Consider the following 21665-nt stretch of genomic DNA (forward strand, 5'->3'; position numbering starts at 1 on the left):
AAAAGCGACCAAGAATGATCTTAGTCACTTAACTCGTTCCATTCAATGCCTCACGGGCAATCAAATCCGCTCGATTTTCCACACGCGGAATCCATTTCAAAAAGATAGTGGGTAGTTCATCATACGCAATCAACGCTTTAAGAAAGAGCGGCTTCGCCGAATCATCTTTCATGAAGCGTTGCTCTAATGCACGAACAACCACGTCAGCATCAGAGTAGAGCATGAATGACGTCTCCTCTTGCATCAAATGCGCCTTTTCAAGTGCATAGGCACAAGCTGCTAGTTCAGCATGGACGCTCGACAGCCCTAGCACCCGTTGCTTGAATGTTGATACTGTACCGTCTGATGACTTGATCCAAACACCGATGCCGTTTTCTCCAGTTGTTTGATTGGTTGCCGCGTCAAAATAGATGTGAACCAAAGCGGTACGCCTCCCAGTCCGTATTGATTGGAGCATAAATGTCAATCTGCGACAGACGTTTTGACAATAGCGCAATCTCTTCATGACCGTCTAGTTTTTTTGCAAACTTTTGGTGGGTCGCTTCAAGCGTTTCATTCTGCACGTGCATGTAAAGCGTCTCAATCGTATCGTAATGTTGAATCAGGATAGTTGCCGTTTTCGGACCGATTCCGCGCACACCTGGAATATTATCTGAAGCATCTCCTTGGAGTGCCTTCACATCAACAAACTGTTTCGGCTTTACTCCGTACATCAATTCAAACGAACCTTCGTTGACGAGCTGTTCTTCTCCCTTTTTCGGCATGATTTGAAACACGTTCGGTGATAACAACTGAAGTAAGTCACGGTCAGAGGAATAAAGGTATGATTCCCCGGGAAAAGCTGTCGCGACCGCACCCATCAAATCATCGGCCTCGTATCCGGTCAACTCGGATTGTAAGATGCCTCGTTCATCCAAAGCGACCCTCAATTTCAAGTAGTCATCAAACAATGGTTCAGGCAGTCCATTACGCGTCGCTTTATATTCAGGGTACATGGCATAACGATGTGTGGACTCTCGCGTTCCGTCCCAAAAGAAAGCAATATGCGAAAAGTCTGTCGTCCATGAATCTACTTTTCGAAGCAAGCCTTTCACCGTTACGTCCGGATCTTGTGCCCGCCTACGCTCCGTTGCAAAATAATAGCGTGACAATAAGTTAAATCCATCAACTAGAATGAGCTTCATTCTGCTCCACCTCACATGATTTTAATCCTAGTGCCAATGCTTCGGCATCTAATTCCTTCCCGATCCAGACGAATACCGAACGGTCCCCTTCATGTACCTCGTTTGCAAACGTCGCACCCATCAGTTGATTCGTTGCTTGAATGACGAACTTTCGATTCTCGTCTTTTAGTCGGACAATCGCTTTCATCCGATAAATCGAATCCTCATAATGCATCAGTACCTCACGGACATAACGGGTCACCCGCTCCCGAGACAAAGGGCGCTCAGCATTCAGTGTGATCGCACGAAGGGAAGACACCGATTCACTCATCTCCGTCAGTCGACTCAACTTCTGTTCGTCGACTCGTGACAGTTGGAACGTATTTTCGAGTAGTTCGTAATCGCCTACTGTTTGGACAGTCTCCACAATCCGAACAGTCGGGTTGAGTTGTTCAATTCGCTGATGTGCCTGGTCCAGCTCTTCCACTGAGACTAAATCCGTTTTATTTAACAAAATCAAATCCGCATAGGCGATTTGATGAATGCCTTCTTTAAACAGTTCGCGATCCATTTGGCTTGCATCCACGACAGTTAAGATAGCATTCATCTTGAAGTGTTGTCGTAAATATTCATCATAATAAATTGTCTGGATGATTGGGGCCGGGTCGGCAACACCAGTCGTCTCGATGATGATTCGGTCAAATGTCTCCTTCTTCGCCACGAGTTGATAAAACGTCTTGCTCAAGTCATTTTGAATCGAACAACAAATACAGCCGTTCGAGAGCTCGATTTGCTCCTGGTCCATCTTCACAATCAACTGTTCATCGATATTGACAGACCCAAGTTCGTTAACAATCAAACAAATCTTCTCATCGGTCGCAGCGAGTAAACGATTCATATATGTTGTCTTGCCTGCTCCTAAAAACCCGGTCACTAATTGTACGGGAATCATGTTATCACCCTTTTCTTACAGTTCTTCGTGTGCGCGAGCCCATTTCTCATAGCGCGCATCCAATAAATCAATCAAATGAAGCATCCAAGCTTCCGTCGTCATCGGCAAGACACTTGATCCCCACTCACGCTTCCCGTGATGCGATAAAATCATATGCCAAATACGATGATGAACGTCGATCGGCAGTCGAATCTTTGATTGGCGTAACGTCTCTTCGAACAACAGGCCACCGTATGGCATATGCCCAATTAATGTCCCAATCGGATTGATCGAGATGCCGGTCGTTTCACTTGTACCCTCAACAGGAGATAGTTTCTCAAAACGATTCGGACTAGATAGCAGATGACTGTATTCATATATTTTTCCGATGTCGTGGAAAAGGATTCCAAGTGCGAGTTCGTCCCAGTTCAATGGCTCTTTCCGTTCTGCCATCGCTTCGCATGCGGCATACAATGATTCGAACGTTCCTTTATAGGCCTGTTCAATTTTAACCCCGTTCATCGTATTCCAAAGGTCGACTTTATGCAACTGCTCGGCTTCTTTGATTACACGGAACACCATGGCCAAATAGTCATCCTGTTCTTGAATCCGATATCCGAGACGTAACATACAAACGGTATGCTTCAGCAATCCTCCAGCGTAATTATGATGATGGTAAAGCGCTGCTGGCGACAGTACGAAATCATCCCAAACGAAATCAAGGAGACCATAGGCGATCTGTTGATAAGTCGGCGACAACGTATCGATTAAGCTGAATAACTCATCAGCAAATTGTTCCATCGTTTCGTCACCCGGTAAGCCAGGGAGTAAAGAGATGGCTTCATCTTTTGAGATGGGATGAACCCGGTCGATAATGATTGATTTTGCACCATCTGGTTTTGGATAGATATCGATTTTTCCTGACAATTCAATCACGCCAGACTCATAGATTGGAAGTAGTTCGCTCTCGTTCCCACGGAGCCAATGTTTCGCGCGCATCATCCCGGTCGCCGTCGTGACACTTAGTTGTAGCCACTTCGCACCGCTCTTCCCTTCCTTCACTTCAACCGTACTGACAAGCGCTTTCGTCTGGACAGGTGCGCCGTCCTGTAACCGGTCTAAACGTTCTTTCGATTTTTCAATTTGAGGTATTCGAAATCTTTCTTGGTTCGTAGAAGTACCTATGATCGGATCAATCTGTTGGTAATAGTTCATATACATTCCCTCCTCGCATCTTCTGACATTGTATCGTGTTTCCACACATTAGGCGAACATACTTTCTAGTAGGGTTTCAATTTCGTCTCCACCATATTGAAAGCGCTTACGATTATTGGTACGATAAAGGTAGTTCTATAAAGGGGGAAACGAGAATGATTTCATTAATCGATACGTATGAACGTTTCATCGCCTCGGGGGAAGCGACACGTTATGCACAAGAACAGCAATCGATTGAACATATTTTACAAGCGTCTGCTTGTCCGGTGGGAATGCAAGATTTAGAGCAGTCTCTTACGCACCATTCCGGTAATCCATATGCAAAAGATGAGTCACTCGACAAAATCGTCGAACATGAGATGAAAGGGGCGATGGCTACTCTCGAGCTATCCGGGTACCCACTTCAGACCCCTCTAGCGAAAGCAGTGATTCTGTCGGCCTTCGCACGTACGAACCGCCTCAACATCGATAAGTTAAAAGAATTAAGCCATGCTGACCTTCTCGTCCGAATTCAATCGGCTGAACGGGCATGGAAACGGACATACACATTGTTACATCGGTCAACACCAACTCAGATTTGTGGTCAAGTAGATTCTCTACTCGGTGGATGCGCCATTCAGCGTGTACTTGAGGCAATCAAACAGCCAGGAACATCAAAAACGGCATAAGAAAAGGAGCGGTCCCCGGCCCGCTCCTTTTCTTATGCTCATCCTTCTGTTACTTCTACTGCATCCGGCTCATAAAGCGTCACGTTACGTGCCGGTGAAAATGTCGAAATCGCATGTTTATAGATCAACTGTTGACGCCCTTCCGATTCGACGATGACAGTAAAGTTATCAAATGATTTGATGACACCTCGAATTTGAAACCCACTTACTAAAAATACAGTCGTTGGCACCATTTCTTTTCGAAGTTGATTCAAAAAATGGTCTTGGATGTTGTAGCTCGCTTTCATGCTGGATTCCCCCTAGTCTTTATCTCTTTAAAATAATCGGAATTTTCGAAAAAACTCCTCTACATCATCATAAATACTTTTATATGATAGTTCAAATGATTTTCGTCCCATATCTACCCAAATTCCATCAAATTGATGTCGGAACCACGTCAACTGCCGTTTGGCAAATTGTCTTGTATGTTGTTTTAACAAATCTGTAGCCCGATCTTTTGAGATTTCTCCTTCTACGTATGGAATAATTTCCTTATAGCCGATGGCTCGCATCGCCTGCGTATCACGATATCCTTGTGCCAAAAGTCGTTCGACTTCTTCGACAAGCCCTGCCTCCATCATCGCATCGACGCGTTGATTGATTCGGGCGTATAGCATCTCACGATCCGCATGAAGGACGAACAATCGATAATCATAATGTTCGGATGGAGCACTGTCCGTCGTCTGTGTATCACCTTGCATCGCCACCTCGAGCGCACGCACGACGCGACGCACGTTATTCGGGTGAATCGTAGCCGCACGCTCTGGGTCAAGTTGAACCAATCTTTGGTGTAGCGCCTCACGCCCTTCGATTTCTGCCAATCGTTCGAGGTCAGCCCGCAACGCTTCATCCACAGGTCGCTCCACAAATTCATAGTCATATAAGATGGAGCGAATGTATAGCCCCGTCCCGCCGACGATAATCGGTAACTTGCCACGGGCATAAATATCATCGATGGCGGCACGTGCTAACTGCTGAAACATCGCGACGCTCATGGCGTCATCCGGGTCACATATATCAATCAAATGATGTGGGATCCCTTCGGCCTCTTCTTTCGTCACTTTCGCTGAACCGATGTCCATACCTCGATACACTTGAACCGAATCACCCGAGACGATTTCGCCGTCGAACGATTTCGCCAGTTCGATACCCGTCTTTGTTTTTCCAACGGCGGTTGGTCCGACGATGACGACGACAGGTGTTTTTTTCATACTCTTCACTCCTCAATTAAAAACCCGTCTCCTCGCGAGACGGGTCATCAAATTCTTCTTTTTATTCTATCATCAAATACGACGGCAAACAGCATCCAGCCACATAAAAGTAATCCGAGTAATAACACGAGTCCATCACTCATCTGCTTTCGCCTCCTTTAGCTTCCTCATTCCCATTTTTCACAATTTAGACACAAAATAAAACACACTCATAAAGAGTGCGCTAAGAAGAACAAGAAAACCATCACTATATATATCGAACTACTGGAACTAAAAAAGTCACCCGGTGCGATTGAATCACACTAGATGACCTCGTATGATTTTATAAACGTTATTTACGCAACCTCAACAGATTGTTTCGTACGCTTAACGGATACGATGAAGTAAAGAATTGCTGTACCACTCGCAGCCCACCAAATCATCTCGTATAACCCGTTCAAAAGTCCTGCCAACCCGATCATCGCTGGAACAATAAGAGTTAACCATGACAATACAAGGGCAACACGAGCTGTAAATGCCTCGTTTGGTCGACCAAGTCCCATCCCGAAAAAGAAGAGCGACCATAAGAATGACCAGAAGAACCACGTCAACGCACCCATTGAATCGCCGCCAGCAATCGCCATCACCCCATAAAATGAAGCTGCAATCGATACGAATAACGAGAACCAGCCGACTCCACGACCGTCTAAATTCAAAATAAATGTCACACCAACGTATAAATAAGTGAATGAAAACAGATAAATGCTTGCGAGACCGAACTGCTCTTCAGGACTTGCCCCGATCAATAACCACGTGGCGATAAACGTTTGTAAGATTCCTGTAAACAGACTAAATACCCCAGCACTTTTTGTATCTACCTTCCCGAGAAGGACAAGACTATTTAAAAATAGCGCGACGCCACCAAATAATAAACTTACGTTACCCACATTCATTACCCCTTTTGTACAGATGTCTGACCTCTATTCTACTGTATCACTTTAGCTTGAATTCGCTTACAGTGCAAGGGGAATTTTTATTGTTCACGAGAACGTCATCCATTACTCGTTTTCAAGCATTTGAATCATTCCATCAATGACCCTTTCCTATGTAAAAAAAATCCTTTCCGGAACATCCGGAAAGGATTTCGAGGTATTAATAGATTCCGACAGCGTCAAATGATTTCGCAGCCGATACCGCTTGCGGGCTCGTTGAACCGTAAAGGTCTTTTGCGGATTGCACAACCGCTTGACGAAGGCTTGAGAAGTTTGATGTTGGCGTCAAGTAAACGTTTAGAGCGCGGTAATAGATATCCCCCATCTCCATGACTCCTACACCCTGTACAGATACGCCGTAATGTGATCCACCGTTACCTAAGAGGTATGCCGCTTTGTTGACGATACCCGAGTTGATGTGAACCCCACCATTGTCTTGTGTCCCTGTGTAACGTTTCGAGTAGTGATCTGGGTCTCCATATGCGGCAGGGTTTGCCATCGAACGAAGTCCGTCGCCTGCAACTCCCGGTGTGTAGATGTCTTCCCCTACCAACCAATCGAAGTTTGTACCGACACTATATTCGGCAACCGTTCCTAAAATATCTGATATTGCCTCATTGATTGCACCAGATTCGTTTTGATAGATCAACCCTGCCGTATACTCCGTGACCGCGTGTGTCAATTCATGAGCGACTACGTCAAGTGCACCTGAAAGGTATGTGAACGTCTGACCATCTCCGTCACCATATACCATCTTGCTACCATCCCAGAACGCGTTGTTGTAACTACGGCTATAGTGAACCGTCGAGTTGAGGGCAGCACCAGCGTTATCATAACTGTTACGTCCATACGTATTCTTATAGAAGTCATACGTTTTCGTTGCGTTGACGTGTGCTGAAACCGCTGCACGGTCATATGTGGTGTTCAAGACGTTATCGACATCAGCCCAAAGTGAACCCGGAAGGCGTGTACGGTTTCCAGCATCGTACGTATAAATCCCTTTTCCTCGTGTTGAATCCTGTAAATAGTAATATGAACCACTCTTTGTCGTTTTGAACGTCTGACTGTATCCAAGAACATCGATTCCCGTTCCTGTATATGTTGTGCCCGTCACACCGTTCGTCGGTTTAGCGTGTGCCAATTGATCGTATTTGTTGAGAACTTCTCCAGTGCTCGCATCGATGAAATATGTCCAACGTGACGGTTCTTCCGCTTCAAGGATTGTTCCGGTCACTTGATACGCATAGACCGACTTGTCACCTTTTGGATAAACAATCAATTCCGCTTCAGGTTCGAGCTCGTAAGCCCCTTTATGTCCAACGAGCTTTTTATAACTCGCGATGGCTTTCTTCTCGCTTAACTTGATTGACTTATGTAGGTTTTTCACCGATTTGGCATCGTCTACAACCGTCTTCAATTGACCCGCTTCATCTACGACACCGACTACTACACCACCGAATACGGGCACGCCATCAACTGTTTGTTGAAGCTTAACCACTTTCCCGACTTTGTCCGACTTCGACTCGATCGTCTTGAATTCACCTTTTGATTTGACGTACTCTTTGACGATCGTCGTTGGTGCACTTTCTGATGGTTTCGTCAATGTGCCTGACTTCAATTCTGCCGCACCGACCAGTTGTGGTACGAGCAAGATGCCTGCGATTAATGATGTAGATACAACTTTTTTCATGTGTTTCCCTCCTTTGTGATAACTCTTACTTTACACACTTTACCAAAAGGCTTGTATCCATCTTTTTAATTATTTTGACAATTCTAAATATTGAGTCATCCGGACCACAACCTATTCTCTTATCCTCATTTCAGCCAAAAAAAAATAGTACTACCTAGGAAGGTAGCACTAACAAATTAATAGACATCTTTTTGCGTAAAGTGATAAAACGCATACGCCAGGGCGGCCATCGACCAAATGAGAATGACAAGTAGAGAAAACGGTAATGTCATCCCATCAATGGGTGGGGCTTGTCCCTCCAAATAGGTATGAAGGCCGAAGTTGACGTTCACCAGGTATTTCGAGCTATCCCAATTTGAGCCTAGTGATGTCAAAAGCGGCCCAGAGATGAGGACGGCCATCATAATCCCGATTCCAGTCGCCGTGTTTTTCACCAATACAGAGATCATAAGTGAAATTGTTCCGACTGCGGCGACGACAAGCCACGACAGTCCCATCGACATGAGCAAGTATTCCCACATCGGCAAAGTATGCACAAAATCTGTCGAGAACGTGCCGGTCGGTGAAGCTTGGAAACCAGTCAGAATCGGAGCGGTCCAACCGTCCCAACCGAGAACGATTCCGGATATGGCGTAACTGACGATGGCGGTCACAAAAATTAGGATCGATGTATAGAGTAGCGTTGTCAGCCATTTTGCGAGCAGAATCTTAAATCGCCGGACCGGACGGGATAACAGTGTCTTGATTGTCCCATCGTTATGTTCCCCGCTGACGATATCCGCCATCAATACGATGATAAAGAGCGGCAAGACGAGCGTCGTCCCTTGGGAGAAGAAGACACGCATGAACGTCGGGGCCCCCGGATAATTCGGATTGATATCATTATCAAGATAATATTGATTCTGTTGGACTTGAAATTCGAGAATCTGCCTGAACTCGTCTTGGACGTTCGCAGAGGCGAGTCGGTTTTGCGTATCGATGATCTCTTGCTGGAGATCGACACGCCAATCAATCGTGCCTTGTTCTTCACGTTGCTTCTCGATTTGACGATAGTTTGCGTACGTAAACATGGAGACGAGTACGATCAATATAATAGAGACAACCATCAATCTGCGTTTCCGATGAATCTTTAATACTTCATTACGAATAAGGCCAAGCATCGATGGATTAGGCAATATGATCACCGCCTGTCAATGTGATGAAGAGGTCTTCTAGTGTCTGCACCCGTCGTTCGAGTCCGAACACTTCGACGTCTCTTTCTATTAAATAGCGATTCAACTTTGCCGTCTCTTCAACGTTCATCGAAATGCGAATCGTCCGCTCATCAACCACGTCCGCTTGATCGATTCCAACGTATCCTTGAACGATGGGTAACACTTCAAAACTATTAGTGACATGCAAGTCAACTGTCGATGCAAGTTCTTCAATTAATGATTCAACTGTACCTACTTTGACGATCTTACCTCGGGACATGATAGCGACTCGATCCGCAAGTAGTTCAATCTCCGCCAAGATGTGACTCGATACGAGAACACTCAGTCCCGTCTCTTCTACAAGACGACGAATGAATAATCGCAAATCTCGAATCCCCATTGGGTCGAGTCCGTTCGTCGGCTCATCTAAAATGAGAACTCGTGGGTTATTCAACAACGCCTGAGCAATTCCGAGCCGTTGACGCATCCCAAGGGAGTACGTTTTCACTTTATCATCAATTCGAGCAGTCAAGTCGACGAGATCGATGACTTCCTGAATCCGTTTGTCATCCACATTAGGTAACATCCGTGCAAATGCTTCTAAGTTCTCACGTCCGGATAAAAATTTATACAGTTCTGGATTCTCGACGATGGCTCCGATTTGGTTCATCGCTTGAACAAATTGTTTGTCGACACGATACCCACAAATCGATACATTTCCTTTCGTCGGTTTGATCAAGCCAACAATCATTCGAATCGTCGTCGTCTTCCCGGCGCCGTTTGGTCCTAAAAATCCGAATACCTCGCCTGGATAGACGTCTAACGAAATATTATCGATAATCGTCTTTTTACCAATCACTTTTGTTAGTTGATGTAGCTTTAACGTCGGTTCCATTGTCTCACCTCTTCTCTTATTCTATCGGACAAAAGCGAATCTGTCCTATTCGAACATTCACATAGGGCACATCCATACATTTTTGATATGATATGTGTATAGAAAGCGAGGTCAGCCCATGAAACAGTCGAAATGGTATGCATTTTTAAGTGGTGCCGTTTTATTAACGGTAATCGCCTTATACGGTCTATGGATTGGTTATCAGGATATCGTCACCCCCCCGGAACGAACACTTTCCGTCTCCGAAGACGAACGCCCTGAACCAGAAGGAGACGTCTACGTCGCACTTGGCGATTCGTTGACGCGCGGGGTAGGGTCAACGTCTGGTGCTGGATATGTTCAACCCGTAAGTACGGTACTTGAAGAAGACGGTGTCCGTACCCAAAACCTGGCCATCTCTGGAGCACGCACAGAAGATTTACTCACACAACTCGAGCAGCCTGAAGTGCGTCGGACAATCGAGAACGCCCGATATATCACGTTGACCATTGGAGGAAACGATTTGTTCAACCGTGGAGAAAATGTCGATAATTTCGAAGAGGTCGATATTCAACAAGTCATCACGGATGCGAAGACAAATCTTGAAACCATTTTTTCTGAAATTCGATCATTGAACGACTCGGCGACTATCGTCTATATCGGTCTATACAATCCGTTTCAAAATGATGAGAACGGACAGGCGTTCAATCAACTCATCCTCGATTGGAATGCATCTGCGAAACAATTAGCGAATGCTCAAAACATCAATGTGATTGACCCGTTCTCCTACATCTCTGATTTATCACGAGATCTCGCGACCGACCAATTCCATCCGAGTGACCGCACGTATGAAAAATTCGCGAATGATGTACTCTTCGTCCTTGAGTAACAAAAATCCTCGTCAGGCTAAGCTTGACGAGGATTTTTTACTTCTCATATCGAACGACCCACTGTTCCCCTTGTTTCATCATGTCCGTCCCGACCCAACCTGCTTGAAGCAACTCAACTTGTCGCGCCCGATCTTCCATCGGCACCTCCGTCACTTCTGAAGTAGGTTGCCACATACGATGCATCTCTTTGTAAAAAATATATCGAAGTTTCCCACCATACTTCTCTTTAAACGCACCGATTCGGAGTCCAAGAGAGAATTTGTCTTTCATACTTGGAATATTGAATGGGGCGACGGTTGCACAGACGACATCGAATCGGTTATCCGATTCAACTTGTGACATCAACAGTTTGCCTAAATGTGTCTGTAGTCCATATCCACGGAATTTTGGATGGACGTTCGTCACTTCTTGATAAATGACACGTTCAAGCAAATCCTCTGGCCAACCGATATCTCGCCCTAAATGTTCGTTGTCAATCGGCGGGATGAGCATCGCTCGGAATGCGATGATCCGACCATCTGATTTTGCCCCAATCAATGTCTGATCCTTCAATAGTTTCGTGAACTCTTCGATTGATAGAGATTGATAATGTTCTGGTTCAGCCAACACCTGAATGACCGCATCTTGAACGGACAATAGTTCAGGTAAATCTGACAAGCTTAGAACGTCTACTTGAAGTGAAAGGTCTTTGATTTCACCTTGCCACATGTGAATCTTCTCCAATCACGTAAGAATCCGTCGTCAAGTCACGTAACACATCTTCATCGACGTCAATACCGAGTCCGGGACGATTGTTCAGCGAGATGATTGGTAAATCATATGATAAGTTTCCGACATCTTTCCCGAACCGGAGCGGTCCCGTCAACTCGACCGTCTTCACGATTTTACTCGAGAAAGCGACGTGGAATCCTGCACTCGATGCAATCGATGATTCGACCATTGAACCGATTTGACATTCAATCCCCGACATTTCCGCCATATGGACTAACTTCTTCGCCGGATAGATGCCACCACACTTCATCAGCTTGATGTTCGCTTTATGGGCTGCCTGCATCATCGTCAAGCGTCTCATATCGTGAACGTCTTTCAGCCCTTCATCGATCATGAGTGGGACGGAGATTTTTTGTTTCACTTCGAACATGCCTTCAAAATCATCCGCCTTGACCGGTTGTTCGACCCAATCGATTCCATACGGTTCGAGTAGACGCATGGCTTGAACCGTATTGGCCGCATTGACCCATCCTTGGTTAACGTCGACTCGAATCGGCACGTCATTTCCTACTGCTTCCCGTACCGCCTTGACACGCGCCACGTCCGTTTGCACATCGACTCCGACCTTCATCTTCACTGCCGTATAGCCTCGTTTCATTTGTTCGAGTGCCTCTTGTGCCATATGGCTCGGCTCTCCGATACTCAAGACGTGAGTGACTGGGAATGACTCATGGTACCGACCGCCAATCCATTCGTAGATTGGTTGATCCAGCTTTTTCCCAATCACATCATGACACGCGATATCGAGCGCTGCTTTGGCAGCCGGAACACCACGAATCGCACGGTCCATCTCGTCATGAATATGCTCTAGATGCATCGGATTTTTTCCGATTAAGAGCGGCGCCAACAGATGACGGAGGACACTGACAGTGCTCTCTGCCGACTCCCCTGTCACATGCTCATCCGCCACGGCTTCTCCATAACCAATCAGTCCACAAGACGTGGTCATTTTGACAATGACAGACGGCATATCATCATAACGGTGATAACTGACGATGAATGGTACTTTTAACGGAAAGCGAACCGAGAAAATTTCTATTTTTTGAATATTCATTTTCATCACTCCTTTACTTCAACTGCTCTTTCCTCTATATTGTCGTTATATAGTCGCTAAATTGCAAGGGGGATTTTTATATGTCCATCCATATCGCCGTCGTCGGCTCACCAGCGTTTATTCAACAGGTACGGAAAGGTTCCTCTTCCTTACCCGATGTCCGGATCGAAGGATTTCCTTATGATGACCCACGTGAAGCGAAAGACATCGCTACACAACTCCTATTTTTTGACGGAGTGTTCTTTTCCGGTTCATTCCCTTATACGTACGCGACAGAGGAGGCGACCCTTCCATACGCCCACCATGTCGTTCAAGATGATGTCGTGTTATTGACGTCACTCTTATACGTGACGTTGACTGAGCAGCTCCGGATCGAAAATCTCTCCATCGATCTCGTCGACACGTCACGACTTGAATCGATTTTAACATCATTTCCAAGTCACATGTCGCCATCGCAAGTGAAAGAGCTCAGTCCGTATATGAATTTCGAAGAGTTGATTGCGTTTCATGAACAGCTTCAACAAAACGGGACGACACGATTCGCCTTGACGAGTGTCGAGCGAGTCCATCGTCACTTAGTGGAAAATGGTTTTGCTAGTCAACTCATGATTGAGCCAAAAGAAAGGATTCTCCACCACTTCCATAATTTTATTCAACAGATTCGTTTGAACAAATCAGATCAGTCACAATTTGCTGTGCTCTGCTACTCGGATGCAAGTAAAGATACGCTCAACCATGTGAGAAAACATCACTGTTTCGGTGGCAAATTGATGGGGACCGCCCAAGACAGTATCGTCCTTCTATCGAATAAAGGAAAGATTGAATCCGCCATTTCAAACGGTTTCATCTTGTCAGAGGACACTCCTGGTCATGTCGGCATCGGGTATGGATCCGATTATCAACGTGCCTTTGACCATGCCGAACTTGCCCTTCATACGACAAGCGATGCCACTATTCGAATCGTCGATGATTCAAAACGAATGACGTTCACCGATCAACCCGCACCGATTCATTTCCGCGTCACGCAAACGCATGTCTATGACATGATGAAACAGACCGGTATGAGTCCGACTAATATCGAAAAGCTCATTCACTTTTCAACGGACCATCTCGAGTTTACAGCGAAAGAGTTGACCGACCATTTAAACGTGACACGTCGTACGACAGAACGACTCATCAAAAAATTGGTTGATGCAAAACTCGTTCATCGGATTGGCGAAGAGAAGAGTTACAGTCAAGGTCGACCGCGCACTGTCTATAAATTTCAATTCCCGGTCGATTGACGACCGGGAATCTTTTATTGAGCCGCTTGTTCCGCGACGGGTTCTTCCTGTTGGATGACCGCCATGCGTTCAATCGTATATCCTGTGAAGGCATATACAATCGAAATGACCGGTACGATGAAGTTCAAGACGGCGTACGGTGCATATTCGAAAGCCCCGACTCCGAGTGTGCCGAGGATGAATACCCCACACGTGTTCCACGGGATAAACACGGATGTCAACGTCCCTCCATCCTCGAGGGCACGAGATAAGTTTTTCGACTGCAGTCCCATTTTTTCATACGCCCCGGCAAACATGCGTGACGGGACGACGATTGAGATGTACTGCTCGGAGCACGTCGCATTCGTCGCAATCCCCGCTAGAATCGTCGAAGCGATCAGCGAACCTGCTGTTTTTGCCAACTTAAGAATTTGATTCATGATTGATTGAAGCATTCCCGAATATTCTAAAATGCCCCCGAACGTCATCGCGACGATGGTCATCGAAACTGTATACATCATCGCATCAAGACCTCCTCGGCTGAAGAGGTTATCGACCAGCTCATTTCCGGTATCAATGACATAGCCACTTTGGAGTGCGCCTACGCTGTCTGCGAGCGTGCCCCCTTGGATGAACACTTGAGCCAAGAAACCGAGTGCAATCCCGACGACGAGTGCCGGAATCGCCGGCACCTTCTTTACAACGAGCAAAATGACAGCGAGTGGCACGACGAGTAACCATGGTGAGATGACAAAACTGTCCTCTAAAATCGTTAGTGTCTGTGTGATTTCGGACGAGTCTGTCGTCGAATCCGCAAATCGTCTACCGAGCCATGCGTAGACCCCTAGCGCAATGATGAGTCCTGGAATCGTCGTATATAACATGTGCCGGATATGTACGAATAAATTAGTATGAGTCAAGCCGGCCGCCAAGTTTGTCGTGTCTGACAATGGTGACATCTTGTCCCCAAAATATGCACCCGAGATGACAGCCCCCGCTACCATCGGCGCTGGTATCCCCATACTCAGCCCGATGCCCATCCCCGCTACTCCAATCGTCCCCATCGTCGACCATGAGCTCCCGATCGAAAGGGCGACGACCGCACAGATGAGGCAAATCGTTAACAAAAAGTATGCCGGCGAAATGATCTTCAGTCCGAAATAGATCATCGTTGCGACAATCCCTCCACCGATCCATGCTCCAATCGTCAACCCGACCAAAATGATGATGACGACTGCCGGCAAGGCGAGTCGAATCCCCTTATACATCATCTCTTCAATTTCTTTCCACTTGAACCCGTGACGCCAGGCGACGATCGAGGCGACTGCCGTCCCAACGATGAGCGGGATATGTGGTCCTTGACCGAGTTGGACGATCGAGATGAGCATGACGACAATCATCACACTGAGTGGCAACAGTGCCCATCCTAGTTTCATGTCTTTTTTGTTCCCCATTGTTTCCATCTAGTTTCCTCCCCTTATAGCGAAAATTCAGAATTGTCGTTATATTGTCGCTAATAACGTTATGATAGCGCTTACAATGGACTGATGCAATAAAAAAATGAGTGGACAGACATCTGTCTATCCCACTCATCCTGATTTATGTCGCTGCAATCCGGAGTGCATCCGCGAGCAGGAGTGCCCCGTCTTCCAAGGCGTCACGGTCAAACGTCATATGAGGATGATGAAGACCTGGACCTAAATCAGCCCCGATTCCAATCATCGTCGCATCCAGCGTCGGTTTCTCAACGGTATAAAAATGAAAATCATCACTACCTGACGTGACAATCCGTTCGACGAGAGCCGACTCACCGAAGCGTTTCTCAATCGCTCGCTTGACGATTTGGCTAGATTCTTCCCCGACAACAGCTCCCGGTGTGAAGTCTTGCCACTCCCATTCCAGTTTCACGTGATGGAGTTGACCGACGTGATGTAGCATGTCTTCGACACGATTGCGCAGTTCGTGCAATTCTTCATTTTGTTGAGCGCGGACATCAATCGAGAACGTCGCATTTCCTGGAATGATGTTCATGTTGTCACTCCCAGCATGGACTTTTGTCAACTTGACGGAATGTGGCTCAAAAGGCGACAAGTAAATGCTTTTTAACATGTGTTGAATCGTAAAGATGACATCGAGTGCGTTCTGCCCTTGATGTGGTCTCGCACCATGAGCATCATCTCCAAGCACTTCTCCCTTCAGGAAGAAGGCAGCCCCATGTTGAATCGCTGCCGCGTATTGTCCCTTTTTCAACTCTTCTTGTGGACGCAAATGGATTCCGAACAGTTGCGTCACGTCTTCTAACGCACCGCGTTCGATCATGGCGAGGGAACCGTTTCCTTGCTCTTCGGCAGGTTGGAAGATGAAACGGATTCGCTTTTGTAACGCTTCGTCTTTCAACTGTTCGAGCGCACCGAGTACCATGCTGATGTTCGCGTCGTGCCCACATGAATGGTTCGCTCGAAACGTACCGTCCACTTGTTGCCATAACGCGTCGATATCGGCTCGGACCGCAATCACCTCTTCTCCCGATCCAATCTCCGCAATCACCCCGGTCACGTCCTCAAACGTTCGATGGGGAATCGACCAGTCTGATAAGATGGATGCGATTGTTCGAGTCGTCTCGACTTCTTTCCAACTGATTTCTGGATGAGCATGGAAATGCTCAAACCACTTGAGTACGCTTGTCATATGTATCTCCACACCTTTATATTTTTTTGACACCTTTGATCAAAACCCATTGAAGCGGGAGTCGTCCCCATGTGATCCATTTCGGAATGACCTTCCCACCGATTTTAGAAGGTTTTACAGCCATGTTGATATTTGCCGGGAAGACGGCGATAAAAAATGCCGGCAACGTCCGTTTTACGAACGACGTCCCCTTGTTCAGTAAGAGCATCGCTCCGAATGTGACTTCAACGACTCCGCTCAGTTGCACCATCAGTCGACGGAACGGCCAAGACTTCGGAATAATCGACATGAACGCCTTCTCTCTGACAAAATGTAACATCCCTGCCCCGAAGAGTAGCACCCCATATAAGTTTCGTACCATATCTCATCCTCCTTTTGTATTAGCATAGCAAAAAAGGCGGGCTTATTGCCCACCTTTTACAATGCAGAACCGTTCGCATTTTGAATCTCGACTTGAACCGTCTCCGTTTTTCCGTCACGGACATATTCGATGTCGACCGTTCCGTCTGTATCTCGAATCAATTCACTACGGAGATCAATGAACGAGCTGACGTCTTTGTCATTGATTTTTACGATGACGTCACGTGCCTCAAGACCCGCTTTCGCAGCTGAACTATTTTGTTGCACTTCCACGATGATCGTTCCGGCAGTCACCGATTCAGGTAAATTAATTTGTTCCGTCAAGTAACCTGGAGGGAACTCTGACACGTCACGAAGCGATACGCCGAGCGAAGGATGATTCACTTCTCCCGTCTGTTCGATTTGATTGATGAGCGGAAGCGCGATGTCGACCGGGATTGAGAATCCGACTCCTTCGACTTCTGCCGTCGCAATCTTCATCGAGTTGATCCCGACGAGTTGTCCTTCTTCGTTGATTAACGCACCACCTGAGTTACCTGGGTTGATGGCCGCATCCGTTTGAATGACCTCGGCGTTGAAATCGGCCTGTCCGTTCTCATCCGTATCGACCGGTACGAGACGTGACGTCGAGGAGACGACACCGCGTGTCACGGAGTTTTCGAATTGTCCGAGCGGATTCCCGATGGCAATAACGGTTTGTCCCGGTTTCAACTCACTCGATTTACCGATTGAGATAACGGCCGGTACCTTATCAGCGTCAACTTTTAAGACGGCCAAGTCATACGTCGCGTCACTTCCCATGAGTGTCGCTTCCGCTGTCGTTCCGTCATTAAAGGTGACCGTCAGCTTGTCCGCTCCATTGACGACGTGGTGGTTCGTTGCGATATATGCCGAGTCGCCTTCTTTTTTATAGATGACGCCCGACCCGACTCCAGCCTCGACGGCTTCACTTGAGAATCCGGTTTGGGCGAAATTGTTCACGGTCACGACGGCAGGTTGGGCGGTCGCGACGGCATTCGTGACCGAAGAATCGGACACGTTTGATGACGTCTGGACCGGAGTCCCTTGCGAGGTCACGTTCGTGTCACTGACACTCGTTGCAGGTTGGTCGATAAACGGGTAAGCAATTGCGCCCGTCAGCAATGCCCCGATGACTCCGCCCACAAGTCCTGGGAACATGCGGCTGACGAATGACGGTTTTGTTTGTGTTCGTACCATTGTCTCTTCTCGGTTGGATGAACCGAGTTCTGTATCTAACCAATCTTTTTGTTGTTCTGATTCATGTAATTGATCGCGTTCATTTGATTGATCGTGACGATCCATAATGATTCATCTCCTCTGTGTTATCTTCTACCCTTACTATAACGAAGAGGAACACTCATTTATAAAATGATAAATGAATTACAAGATTCTTCACATTTTGCGTCATTTCATTCAGACAATCACATTTCTTAACGTACCGAGACCTTCAATCGCCACTTCGACGGTGTCTCCCGTTTGAAGATACGTCGGTGGCGTCATCCCATGCCCGACCCCTGCAGGCGTACCCGTCGCGATGATGTCACCCGCTTCGAGCGTCATGCCTTTCGACAATGTACGAATGAGCTCGTCAATCGGACGAATCATATCGGCTGTCGTCCCGTTTTGACGCGTCTCCCCGTTAACACTTGTTTTGATTTGGAGAGGGAACTGGAGCTCGTCAGGTGTCAAGATGAACGGTCCCATCGGACAAAACGTATCGAACGACTTACCACGGAAGAATTGGACATGTTCTTTTTGTACGTCCCGTGCCGTCACGTCATTTAAAATCGTATACCCGAAAATGTGTTCCTCGACCGCTTCGATGTCTCGTCCCGACTTTCCGATGATGACGGCGAGCTCACCCTCATAGTCTAGTTTATCCGTCAATTCCGGATGACGCTCAATGACAGCCTCCGGACCGACGACCGAGGTCGGCGCTTTCGTGAAGATGACGAGTTTCCCCGCTCCCGCTGTATCCATCTCTTTCACGTGTTCTTCGTAGTTCTTGCCGATACAAATCACGTTTTTTAGCGGACGGTATGGGGCGAGCAATTTCACCTCCGTCACTCGGTATGAGGGCGCCACGTCCAAATCGATATCCGGCTCGAATTCACGCGCGATGACTTCGAGTAAGTTTGTCGTATGTACTTGATTGCTGACATCGTAGACGAAATCACCCTCGACAATTCCCACTCCTTGTTCTTCCTGCATCTCAAAACTACACCATTTCATCAATACTCCCCCTTTTTCATCATTATACAAAAAATCGAGACATCTCTGCCTCGATTACACTTTATTCAAAAAGATGATCCGTTGATTACTCGATCCCCGAAAGCGGAGTCCCATGTCTCGTAGCGACTGCTCAAAGCGACCGTCAACGAGCACATCGGCGTAGTCTAACACGGTTTGAACCGCTTCGTCGTGCATCGCTTCCAACTGTTCAAGCGTATAACCGGTATACACCCACACATTTTTACCGAGCGACTTACATGCCATGACGAGTTCCGCTAACGCTGACGATTGAATAAACGGTTCACCCCCTGAGACAGTCACACCGTCCCAGCCGCTCACCTTGATGCGTTGAACGAGTTCCTCCACTTCGACTTCCTCACCACCGGCTGGATTCCAGGAAGACGGATTGTGACAACCTTTACAGCGATGGGGACAGCCTGCAGTAAAGATGACCGTCCGAATCCCCGGTCCATCGACCACAGACTCTTCAACGACGGATAGAATGCGCATCATGTTTCACCCTCGCTCGTTCTTCTTCTCGCTTTGCCGTATTCCAGCGATCCATCGTCCCGACTAAATAACCGGTGATCCGACGGATTCGTTCGATGTCTTCATCCTCGCCACAAGTCGGACAGGCCGCATCAATCAATCCCTCTAACCCGCAATTCCCGCAACGGTCGACCGGATGATTGATGGAACCATAGCCGATGTCATGCTGACGCATCAAGCGGACAATCGATTCTACCGCTTCCGCATTGTGGGCGAGAGAACCGTCGACCTCGACATATGAAATATGCCCAGCGTCACATAACGCGTGATACGGTGCCTCAATCCGAATTTTCTCACGGATGGATACAGACTGATAGACCGGCACATGGAACGAATTCGTATAGAAGGCACGATTGGTGACACCTTCAATCATCCCGAACTCTTCCTGGTCTCGCGTCACAAATTTACCTGACAGTCCTTCTGCCGGTGTCGCAAGCAACGAAAAATTTAAATCGTACGCTTCGGCTGCCACACGCATTCGATTGGCTAGATGGGTGACGATGTCGAGACCGATTCGTTCCGCCTCACGCGACTCGGCATGTGTACTACCTGTCAACACCTTCAGCGTTTCGGCGAGCCCGATGAAGCCGAGTGAGAGCGTTCCTTGTTTCAATACGTCTCGGACTTCATCTTGCATATGTAACTGCTCACTTCCACGCCAGACACCTTGTGTGTAGAGGAATCGGAATTCTTCAGCGCGACGCGTGCATTGATAGTCGAAACGTTCGACCAACTGTTCGATGCCGATGTCGATATATCGGTTGAGAATGCGGTAAAAGTCAGTGAGCGACTCCGAGACAAGCGCCATTTTCACTAAGTTGAGTGTGGAGAAGGAAAGATTGCCACGTCCGATTGACGTCTCCTCCCCGTGCCGGTTTCCCATGACCCGAGTGCGGCAGCCCATATACGCCACCTCTGATTCATGCGTCCCATCGTAGTATGACGCGTTGAACGGGGCATCGATGAAAGAAAAGTTCGGGAAAAGCCGTTTGCCCGTGACGCGACACGCTTCACGGAAAAGATCGACGTTCGGATCGTCCTCGTGGAAGTTGATGCCTTCTTTTACTTTAAAGATTTGAATGGGAAAAATCGGGGTCTCTCCATTCCCTAACCCACGTTCCGTGGCACGTAGCAACTCCCGAATGAGGATGCGTCCCCACTTTGAGGTGTCCGTCCCGTAATTGATTGAGACGAAGGGCACTTGCCCGCCACCTCGTGAATGCATCGAGTTCGCATTGTGGATGAACGCTTCACACGCCTGATACGTCGCAGAGTTCGTTTCTTCTTCCGCGAGTTGCTCCAATTGCGCATCGTCCCAGTCAACAGGCAATGATTGGAGTCGGCTCAGTTGGCGCTCATATGTCTTCTCGACATACGGTGCCAAATCGACGTCAAACATCGGGAACGCCTGTCCCCCATGCTGCATATTTTGATTCGCTTGAAGGATGATGGACGCGAGTGCCATGGCGGAGCGAATGTCTTTTGGTGACCGAATCGTTCCATGCCCCGTATGGAATCCATCTTTTAATAATTGACCGAGTGGAATTTGACAACATGTCGTTGAGCCTGTGATGTAATAGTCGGCGTCGTGCACGTATAGATAGTTCTCACTTACGGCCTGTTTTGATCGCTCCGACATTAAATACGTCTGCGACAGTTCTTTAGACACTTCTGAAGAGAGTCGTGCTAATTTCCCGAGCGGGGACTTTCCGTCCACGTTCGCATTTTCCTGCACTAAGTCTTGGTCTGGTAAGACGCAGACGTCCTCATACAACTGCAATAATTTCAAAACCTATCACCTCACTATATATGGATTTTAAACATTTAAAATTGTTTTTAAAATCCTATATATAGATTATGACACGTGTTTTTCTCGATGGTCA

General features: G+C 47.2%; 22 protein-coding genes. 3 read left to right on the forward strand and 19 right to left on the reverse strand.

The annotated features are described in order from the left end of the window. Nucleotides 1-28: 28 nt before the first annotated feature. Genes KNO96_RS02575 through KNO96_RS02590 form a run of 4 tightly spaced genes read right to left on the reverse strand, consistent with a single transcriptional unit; the run spans nucleotide 29 to nucleotide 3309 of the window. On the reverse strand, nucleotides 29-421 hold the full coding sequence (locus KNO96_RS02575) for a reverse transcriptase-like protein (protein WP_026826076.1): 393 nt from the start codon (nucleotides 419-421) through the stop codon (nucleotides 29-31). Next, entirely contained in the window at nucleotides 402-1184 is a 783-nt protein-coding gene (locus KNO96_RS02580) for a 5'-3' exonuclease (protein ID WP_026826077.1), read from the reverse strand. The genes KNO96_RS02575 and KNO96_RS02580 overlap by 20 nt, the downstream gene beginning before the upstream one ends. Then, nucleotides 1165-2115, reverse strand: coding sequence for a CobW family GTP-binding protein (locus KNO96_RS02585; RefSeq protein WP_214702136.1), 951 nt, complete (start codon nucleotides 2113-2115; stop codon nucleotides 1165-1167). The genes KNO96_RS02580 and KNO96_RS02585 overlap by 20 nt, the downstream gene beginning before the upstream one ends. A 15-nt stretch (nucleotides 2116-2130) precedes the next feature. Next, on the reverse strand, nucleotides 2131-3309 hold the full coding sequence (locus KNO96_RS02590; RefSeq protein WP_026826079.1) for an HD domain-containing protein: 1179 nt from the start codon (nucleotides 3307-3309) through the stop codon (nucleotides 2131-2133). A gap of 155 nt (nucleotides 3310-3464) precedes the next feature. Between KNO96_RS02590 and KNO96_RS02595 the strand changes: the two genes are divergently transcribed. Beyond that, nucleotides 3465-3977: a hypothetical protein gene (locus KNO96_RS02595; RefSeq protein WP_214702137.1), complete on the forward strand. Its 513-nt coding sequence runs from the start codon at nucleotides 3465-3467 to the stop codon at nucleotides 3975-3977. Nucleotides 3978-4015: 38 nt separating this feature from the next. Here KNO96_RS02595 and hfq read toward each other — a convergent pair whose 3' ends face one another. The 6 genes from hfq to KNO96_RS02625 all read right to left on the reverse strand — a co-directional run bounded on the left by hfq (nucleotide 4016) and on the right by KNO96_RS02625 (nucleotide 9976). Further along, a complete protein-coding gene (gene hfq, locus KNO96_RS02600) occupies nucleotides 4016-4264 on the reverse strand; it encodes an RNA chaperone Hfq (RefSeq protein ID WP_012726185.1) in 249 nt (82 codons plus the stop codon). A gap of 27 nt (nucleotides 4265-4291) precedes the next feature. Then, a complete protein-coding gene (gene miaA / locus KNO96_RS02605; RefSeq protein WP_214702138.1) occupies nucleotides 4292-5227 on the reverse strand; it encodes a tRNA (adenosine(37)-N6)-dimethylallyltransferase MiaA in 936 nt (311 codons plus the stop codon). Nucleotides 5228-5562: 335 nt separating this feature from the next. Continuing rightward, on the reverse strand, nucleotides 5563-6153 hold the full coding sequence (locus KNO96_RS02610) for an AmiS/UreI family transporter (RefSeq protein ID WP_214702140.1): 591 nt from the start codon (nucleotides 6151-6153) through the stop codon (nucleotides 5563-5565). A gap of 205 nt (nucleotides 6154-6358) precedes the next feature. Beyond that, entirely contained in the window at nucleotides 6359-7888 is a 1530-nt protein-coding gene (locus KNO96_RS02615) for a M4 family metallopeptidase (RefSeq protein ID WP_214702142.1), read from the reverse strand. A 176-nt stretch (nucleotides 7889-8064) separates the two neighbouring features. Further along, entirely contained in the window at nucleotides 8065-9063 is a 999-nt protein-coding gene (locus KNO96_RS02620) for an ABC transporter permease (RefSeq protein WP_084483598.1), read from the reverse strand. Then, nucleotides 9056-9976, reverse strand: a complete 921-nt coding sequence (locus KNO96_RS02625) for an ABC transporter ATP-binding protein (RefSeq protein ID WP_214698369.1) — start codon at nucleotides 9974-9976, stop codon at nucleotides 9056-9058. Before KNO96_RS02625 ends, KNO96_RS02620 begins: the two co-directional genes overlap by 8 nt. Nucleotides 9977-10094: 118 nt before the next feature. Between KNO96_RS02625 and KNO96_RS02630 the strand changes: the two genes are divergently transcribed. Beyond that, nucleotides 10095-10844, forward strand: coding sequence for a GDSL-type esterase/lipase family protein (locus tag KNO96_RS02630; RefSeq protein ID WP_214702143.1), 750 nt, complete (start codon nucleotides 10095-10097; stop codon nucleotides 10842-10844). A 37-nt stretch (nucleotides 10845-10881) separates the two neighbouring features. Here KNO96_RS02630 and KNO96_RS02635 read toward each other — a convergent pair whose 3' ends face one another. After that, nucleotides 10882-11553 (reverse strand): hypothetical protein, encoded by a 672-nt coding sequence (locus KNO96_RS02635; RefSeq protein ID WP_214702144.1) that lies wholly within the window; start codon nucleotides 11551-11553, stop codon nucleotides 10882-10884. Next, nucleotides 11540-12670, reverse strand: coding sequence for a mandelate racemase/muconate lactonizing enzyme family protein (locus KNO96_RS02640; protein ID WP_214702145.1), 1131 nt, complete (start codon nucleotides 12668-12670; stop codon nucleotides 11540-11542). The genes KNO96_RS02635 and KNO96_RS02640 overlap by 14 nt, the downstream gene beginning before the upstream one ends. Nucleotides 12671-12750: 80 nt before the next feature. Here KNO96_RS02640 and KNO96_RS02645 point away from each other — a divergent pair, with 80 nt between their 5' ends. Further along, nucleotides 12751-13953, forward strand: coding sequence for a helix-turn-helix domain-containing protein (locus KNO96_RS02645; protein ID WP_214702146.1), 1203 nt, complete (start codon nucleotides 12751-12753; stop codon nucleotides 13951-13953). A 14-nt stretch (nucleotides 13954-13967) separates the two neighbouring features. Here KNO96_RS02645 and nhaC read toward each other — a convergent pair whose 3' ends face one another. From nhaC to KNO96_RS02680, 7 genes are all read right to left on the reverse strand, one after another. Further along, nucleotides 13968-15395 carry a Na+/H+ antiporter NhaC gene (gene nhaC / locus KNO96_RS02650; protein WP_214702147.1) on the reverse strand — a complete coding sequence of 476 codons (1428 nt, stop codon included), beginning with the start codon at nucleotides 15393-15395 and terminating at the stop codon, nucleotides 13968-13970. Nucleotides 15396-15531: 136 nt separating this feature from the next. Continuing rightward, nucleotides 15532-16620: an amidohydrolase gene (locus tag KNO96_RS02655; protein WP_214702148.1), complete on the reverse strand. Its 1089-nt coding sequence runs from the start codon at nucleotides 16618-16620 to the stop codon at nucleotides 15532-15534. Between the two features lie 16 nt (nucleotides 16621-16636). Beyond that, nucleotides 16637-16981: a DoxX family protein gene (locus KNO96_RS02660; RefSeq protein ID WP_214702150.1), complete on the reverse strand. Its 345-nt coding sequence runs from the start codon at nucleotides 16979-16981 to the stop codon at nucleotides 16637-16639. A 56-nt stretch (nucleotides 16982-17037) separates the two neighbouring features. Next, a complete protein-coding gene (locus KNO96_RS02665; RefSeq protein WP_026826093.1) occupies nucleotides 17038-18303 on the reverse strand; it encodes a S1C family serine protease in 1266 nt (421 codons plus the stop codon). 111 nt (nucleotides 18304-18414) lie between these two features. Beyond that, the gene (locus KNO96_RS02670) at nucleotides 18415-19233 is read right to left on the reverse strand and encodes a fumarylacetoacetate hydrolase family protein (RefSeq protein WP_214702152.1); all 819 of its coding nucleotides are present in this window, start codon (nucleotides 19231-19233) and stop codon (nucleotides 18415-18417) included. A 54-nt stretch (nucleotides 19234-19287) separates the two neighbouring features. After that, nucleotides 19288-19743 carry an anaerobic ribonucleoside-triphosphate reductase activating protein gene (gene nrdG / locus KNO96_RS02675; RefSeq protein ID WP_214702154.1) on the reverse strand — a complete coding sequence of 152 codons (456 nt, stop codon included), beginning with the start codon at nucleotides 19741-19743 and terminating at the stop codon, nucleotides 19288-19290. Beyond that, nucleotides 19721-21571: an anaerobic ribonucleoside triphosphate reductase gene (locus KNO96_RS02680; protein ID WP_214702155.1), complete on the reverse strand. Its 1851-nt coding sequence runs from the start codon at nucleotides 21569-21571 to the stop codon at nucleotides 19721-19723. The genes nrdG and KNO96_RS02680 overlap by 23 nt, the downstream gene beginning before the upstream one ends. Between the last annotated feature and the right edge of the window lie 94 nt (nucleotides 21572-21665).

Source organism: Exiguobacterium sp. s89, assembly GCF_018617735.1.
GTDB classification, from domain to species: domain Bacteria; phylum Bacillota; class Bacilli; order Exiguobacteriales; family Exiguobacteriaceae; genus Exiguobacterium; species Exiguobacterium marinum.

Excerpts from the sequence above, each read along its gene's own strand:
- KNO96_RS02580 (WP_026826077.1), bottom strand. The coding sequence starts at position 1,184 with ATGAAGCTCATTCTAGTTGATGGATTTAACTTATTGTCACGCTATTAT.
- KNO96_RS02585 (WP_214702136.1), bottom strand. The coding sequence starts at position 2,115 with ATGATTCCCGTACAATTAGTGACCGGGTTTTTAGGAGCAGGCAAGACA.
- KNO96_RS02590 (WP_026826079.1), bottom strand. The coding sequence starts at position 3,309 with ATGAACTATTACCAACAGATTGATCCGATCATAGGTACTTCTACGAAC.
- KNO96_RS02595 (WP_214702137.1), top strand. The coding sequence starts at position 3,465 with ATGATTTCATTAATCGATACGTATGAACGTTTCATCGCCTCGGGGGAA.
- hfq (WP_012726185.1), bottom strand. The coding sequence starts at position 4,264 with ATGAAAGCGAGCTACAACATCCAAGACCATTTTTTGAATCAACTTCGA.
- miaA (WP_214702138.1), bottom strand. The coding sequence starts at position 5,227 with ATGAAAAAAACACCTGTCGTCGTCATCGTCGGACCAACCGCCGTTGGA.
- KNO96_RS02615 (WP_214702142.1), bottom strand. The coding sequence starts at position 7,888 with ATGAAAAAAGTTGTATCTACATCATTAATCGCAGGCATCTTGCTCGTA.
- KNO96_RS02625 (WP_214698369.1), bottom strand. The coding sequence starts at position 9,976 with ATGGAACCGACGTTAAAGCTACATCAACTAACAAAAGTGATTGGTAAA.
- KNO96_RS02630 (WP_214702143.1), top strand. The coding sequence starts at position 10,095 with ATGAAACAGTCGAAATGGTATGCATTTTTAAGTGGTGCCGTTTTATTA.
- KNO96_RS02635 (WP_214702144.1), bottom strand. The coding sequence starts at position 11,553 with ATGTGGCAAGGTGAAATCAAAGACCTTTCACTTCAAGTAGACGTTCTA.
- KNO96_RS02640 (WP_214702145.1), bottom strand. The coding sequence starts at position 12,670 with ATGAATATTCAAAAAATAGAAATTTTCTCGGTTCGCTTTCCGTTAAAA.
- KNO96_RS02645 (WP_214702146.1), top strand. The coding sequence starts at position 12,751 with ATGTCCATCCATATCGCCGTCGTCGGCTCACCAGCGTTTATTCAACAG.
- nhaC (WP_214702147.1), bottom strand. The coding sequence starts at position 15,395 with ATGGAAACAATGGGGAACAAAAAAGACATGAAACTAGGATGGGCACTG.
- KNO96_RS02655 (WP_214702148.1), bottom strand. The coding sequence starts at position 16,620 with ATGACAAGCGTACTCAAGTGGTTTGAGCATTTCCATGCTCATCCAGAA.
- KNO96_RS02660 (WP_214702150.1), bottom strand. The coding sequence starts at position 16,981 with ATGGTACGAAACTTATATGGGGTGCTACTCTTCGGGGCAGGGATGTTA.
- KNO96_RS02665 (WP_026826093.1), bottom strand. The coding sequence starts at position 18,303 with ATGGATCGTCACGATCAATCAAATGAACGCGATCAATTACATGAATCA.
- KNO96_RS02670 (WP_214702152.1), bottom strand. The coding sequence starts at position 19,233 with ATGAAATGGTGTAGTTTTGAGATGCAGGAAGAACAAGGAGTGGGAATT.
- nrdG (WP_214702154.1), bottom strand. The coding sequence starts at position 19,743 with ATGCGCATTCTATCCGTCGTTGAAGAGTCTGTGGTCGATGGACCGGGG.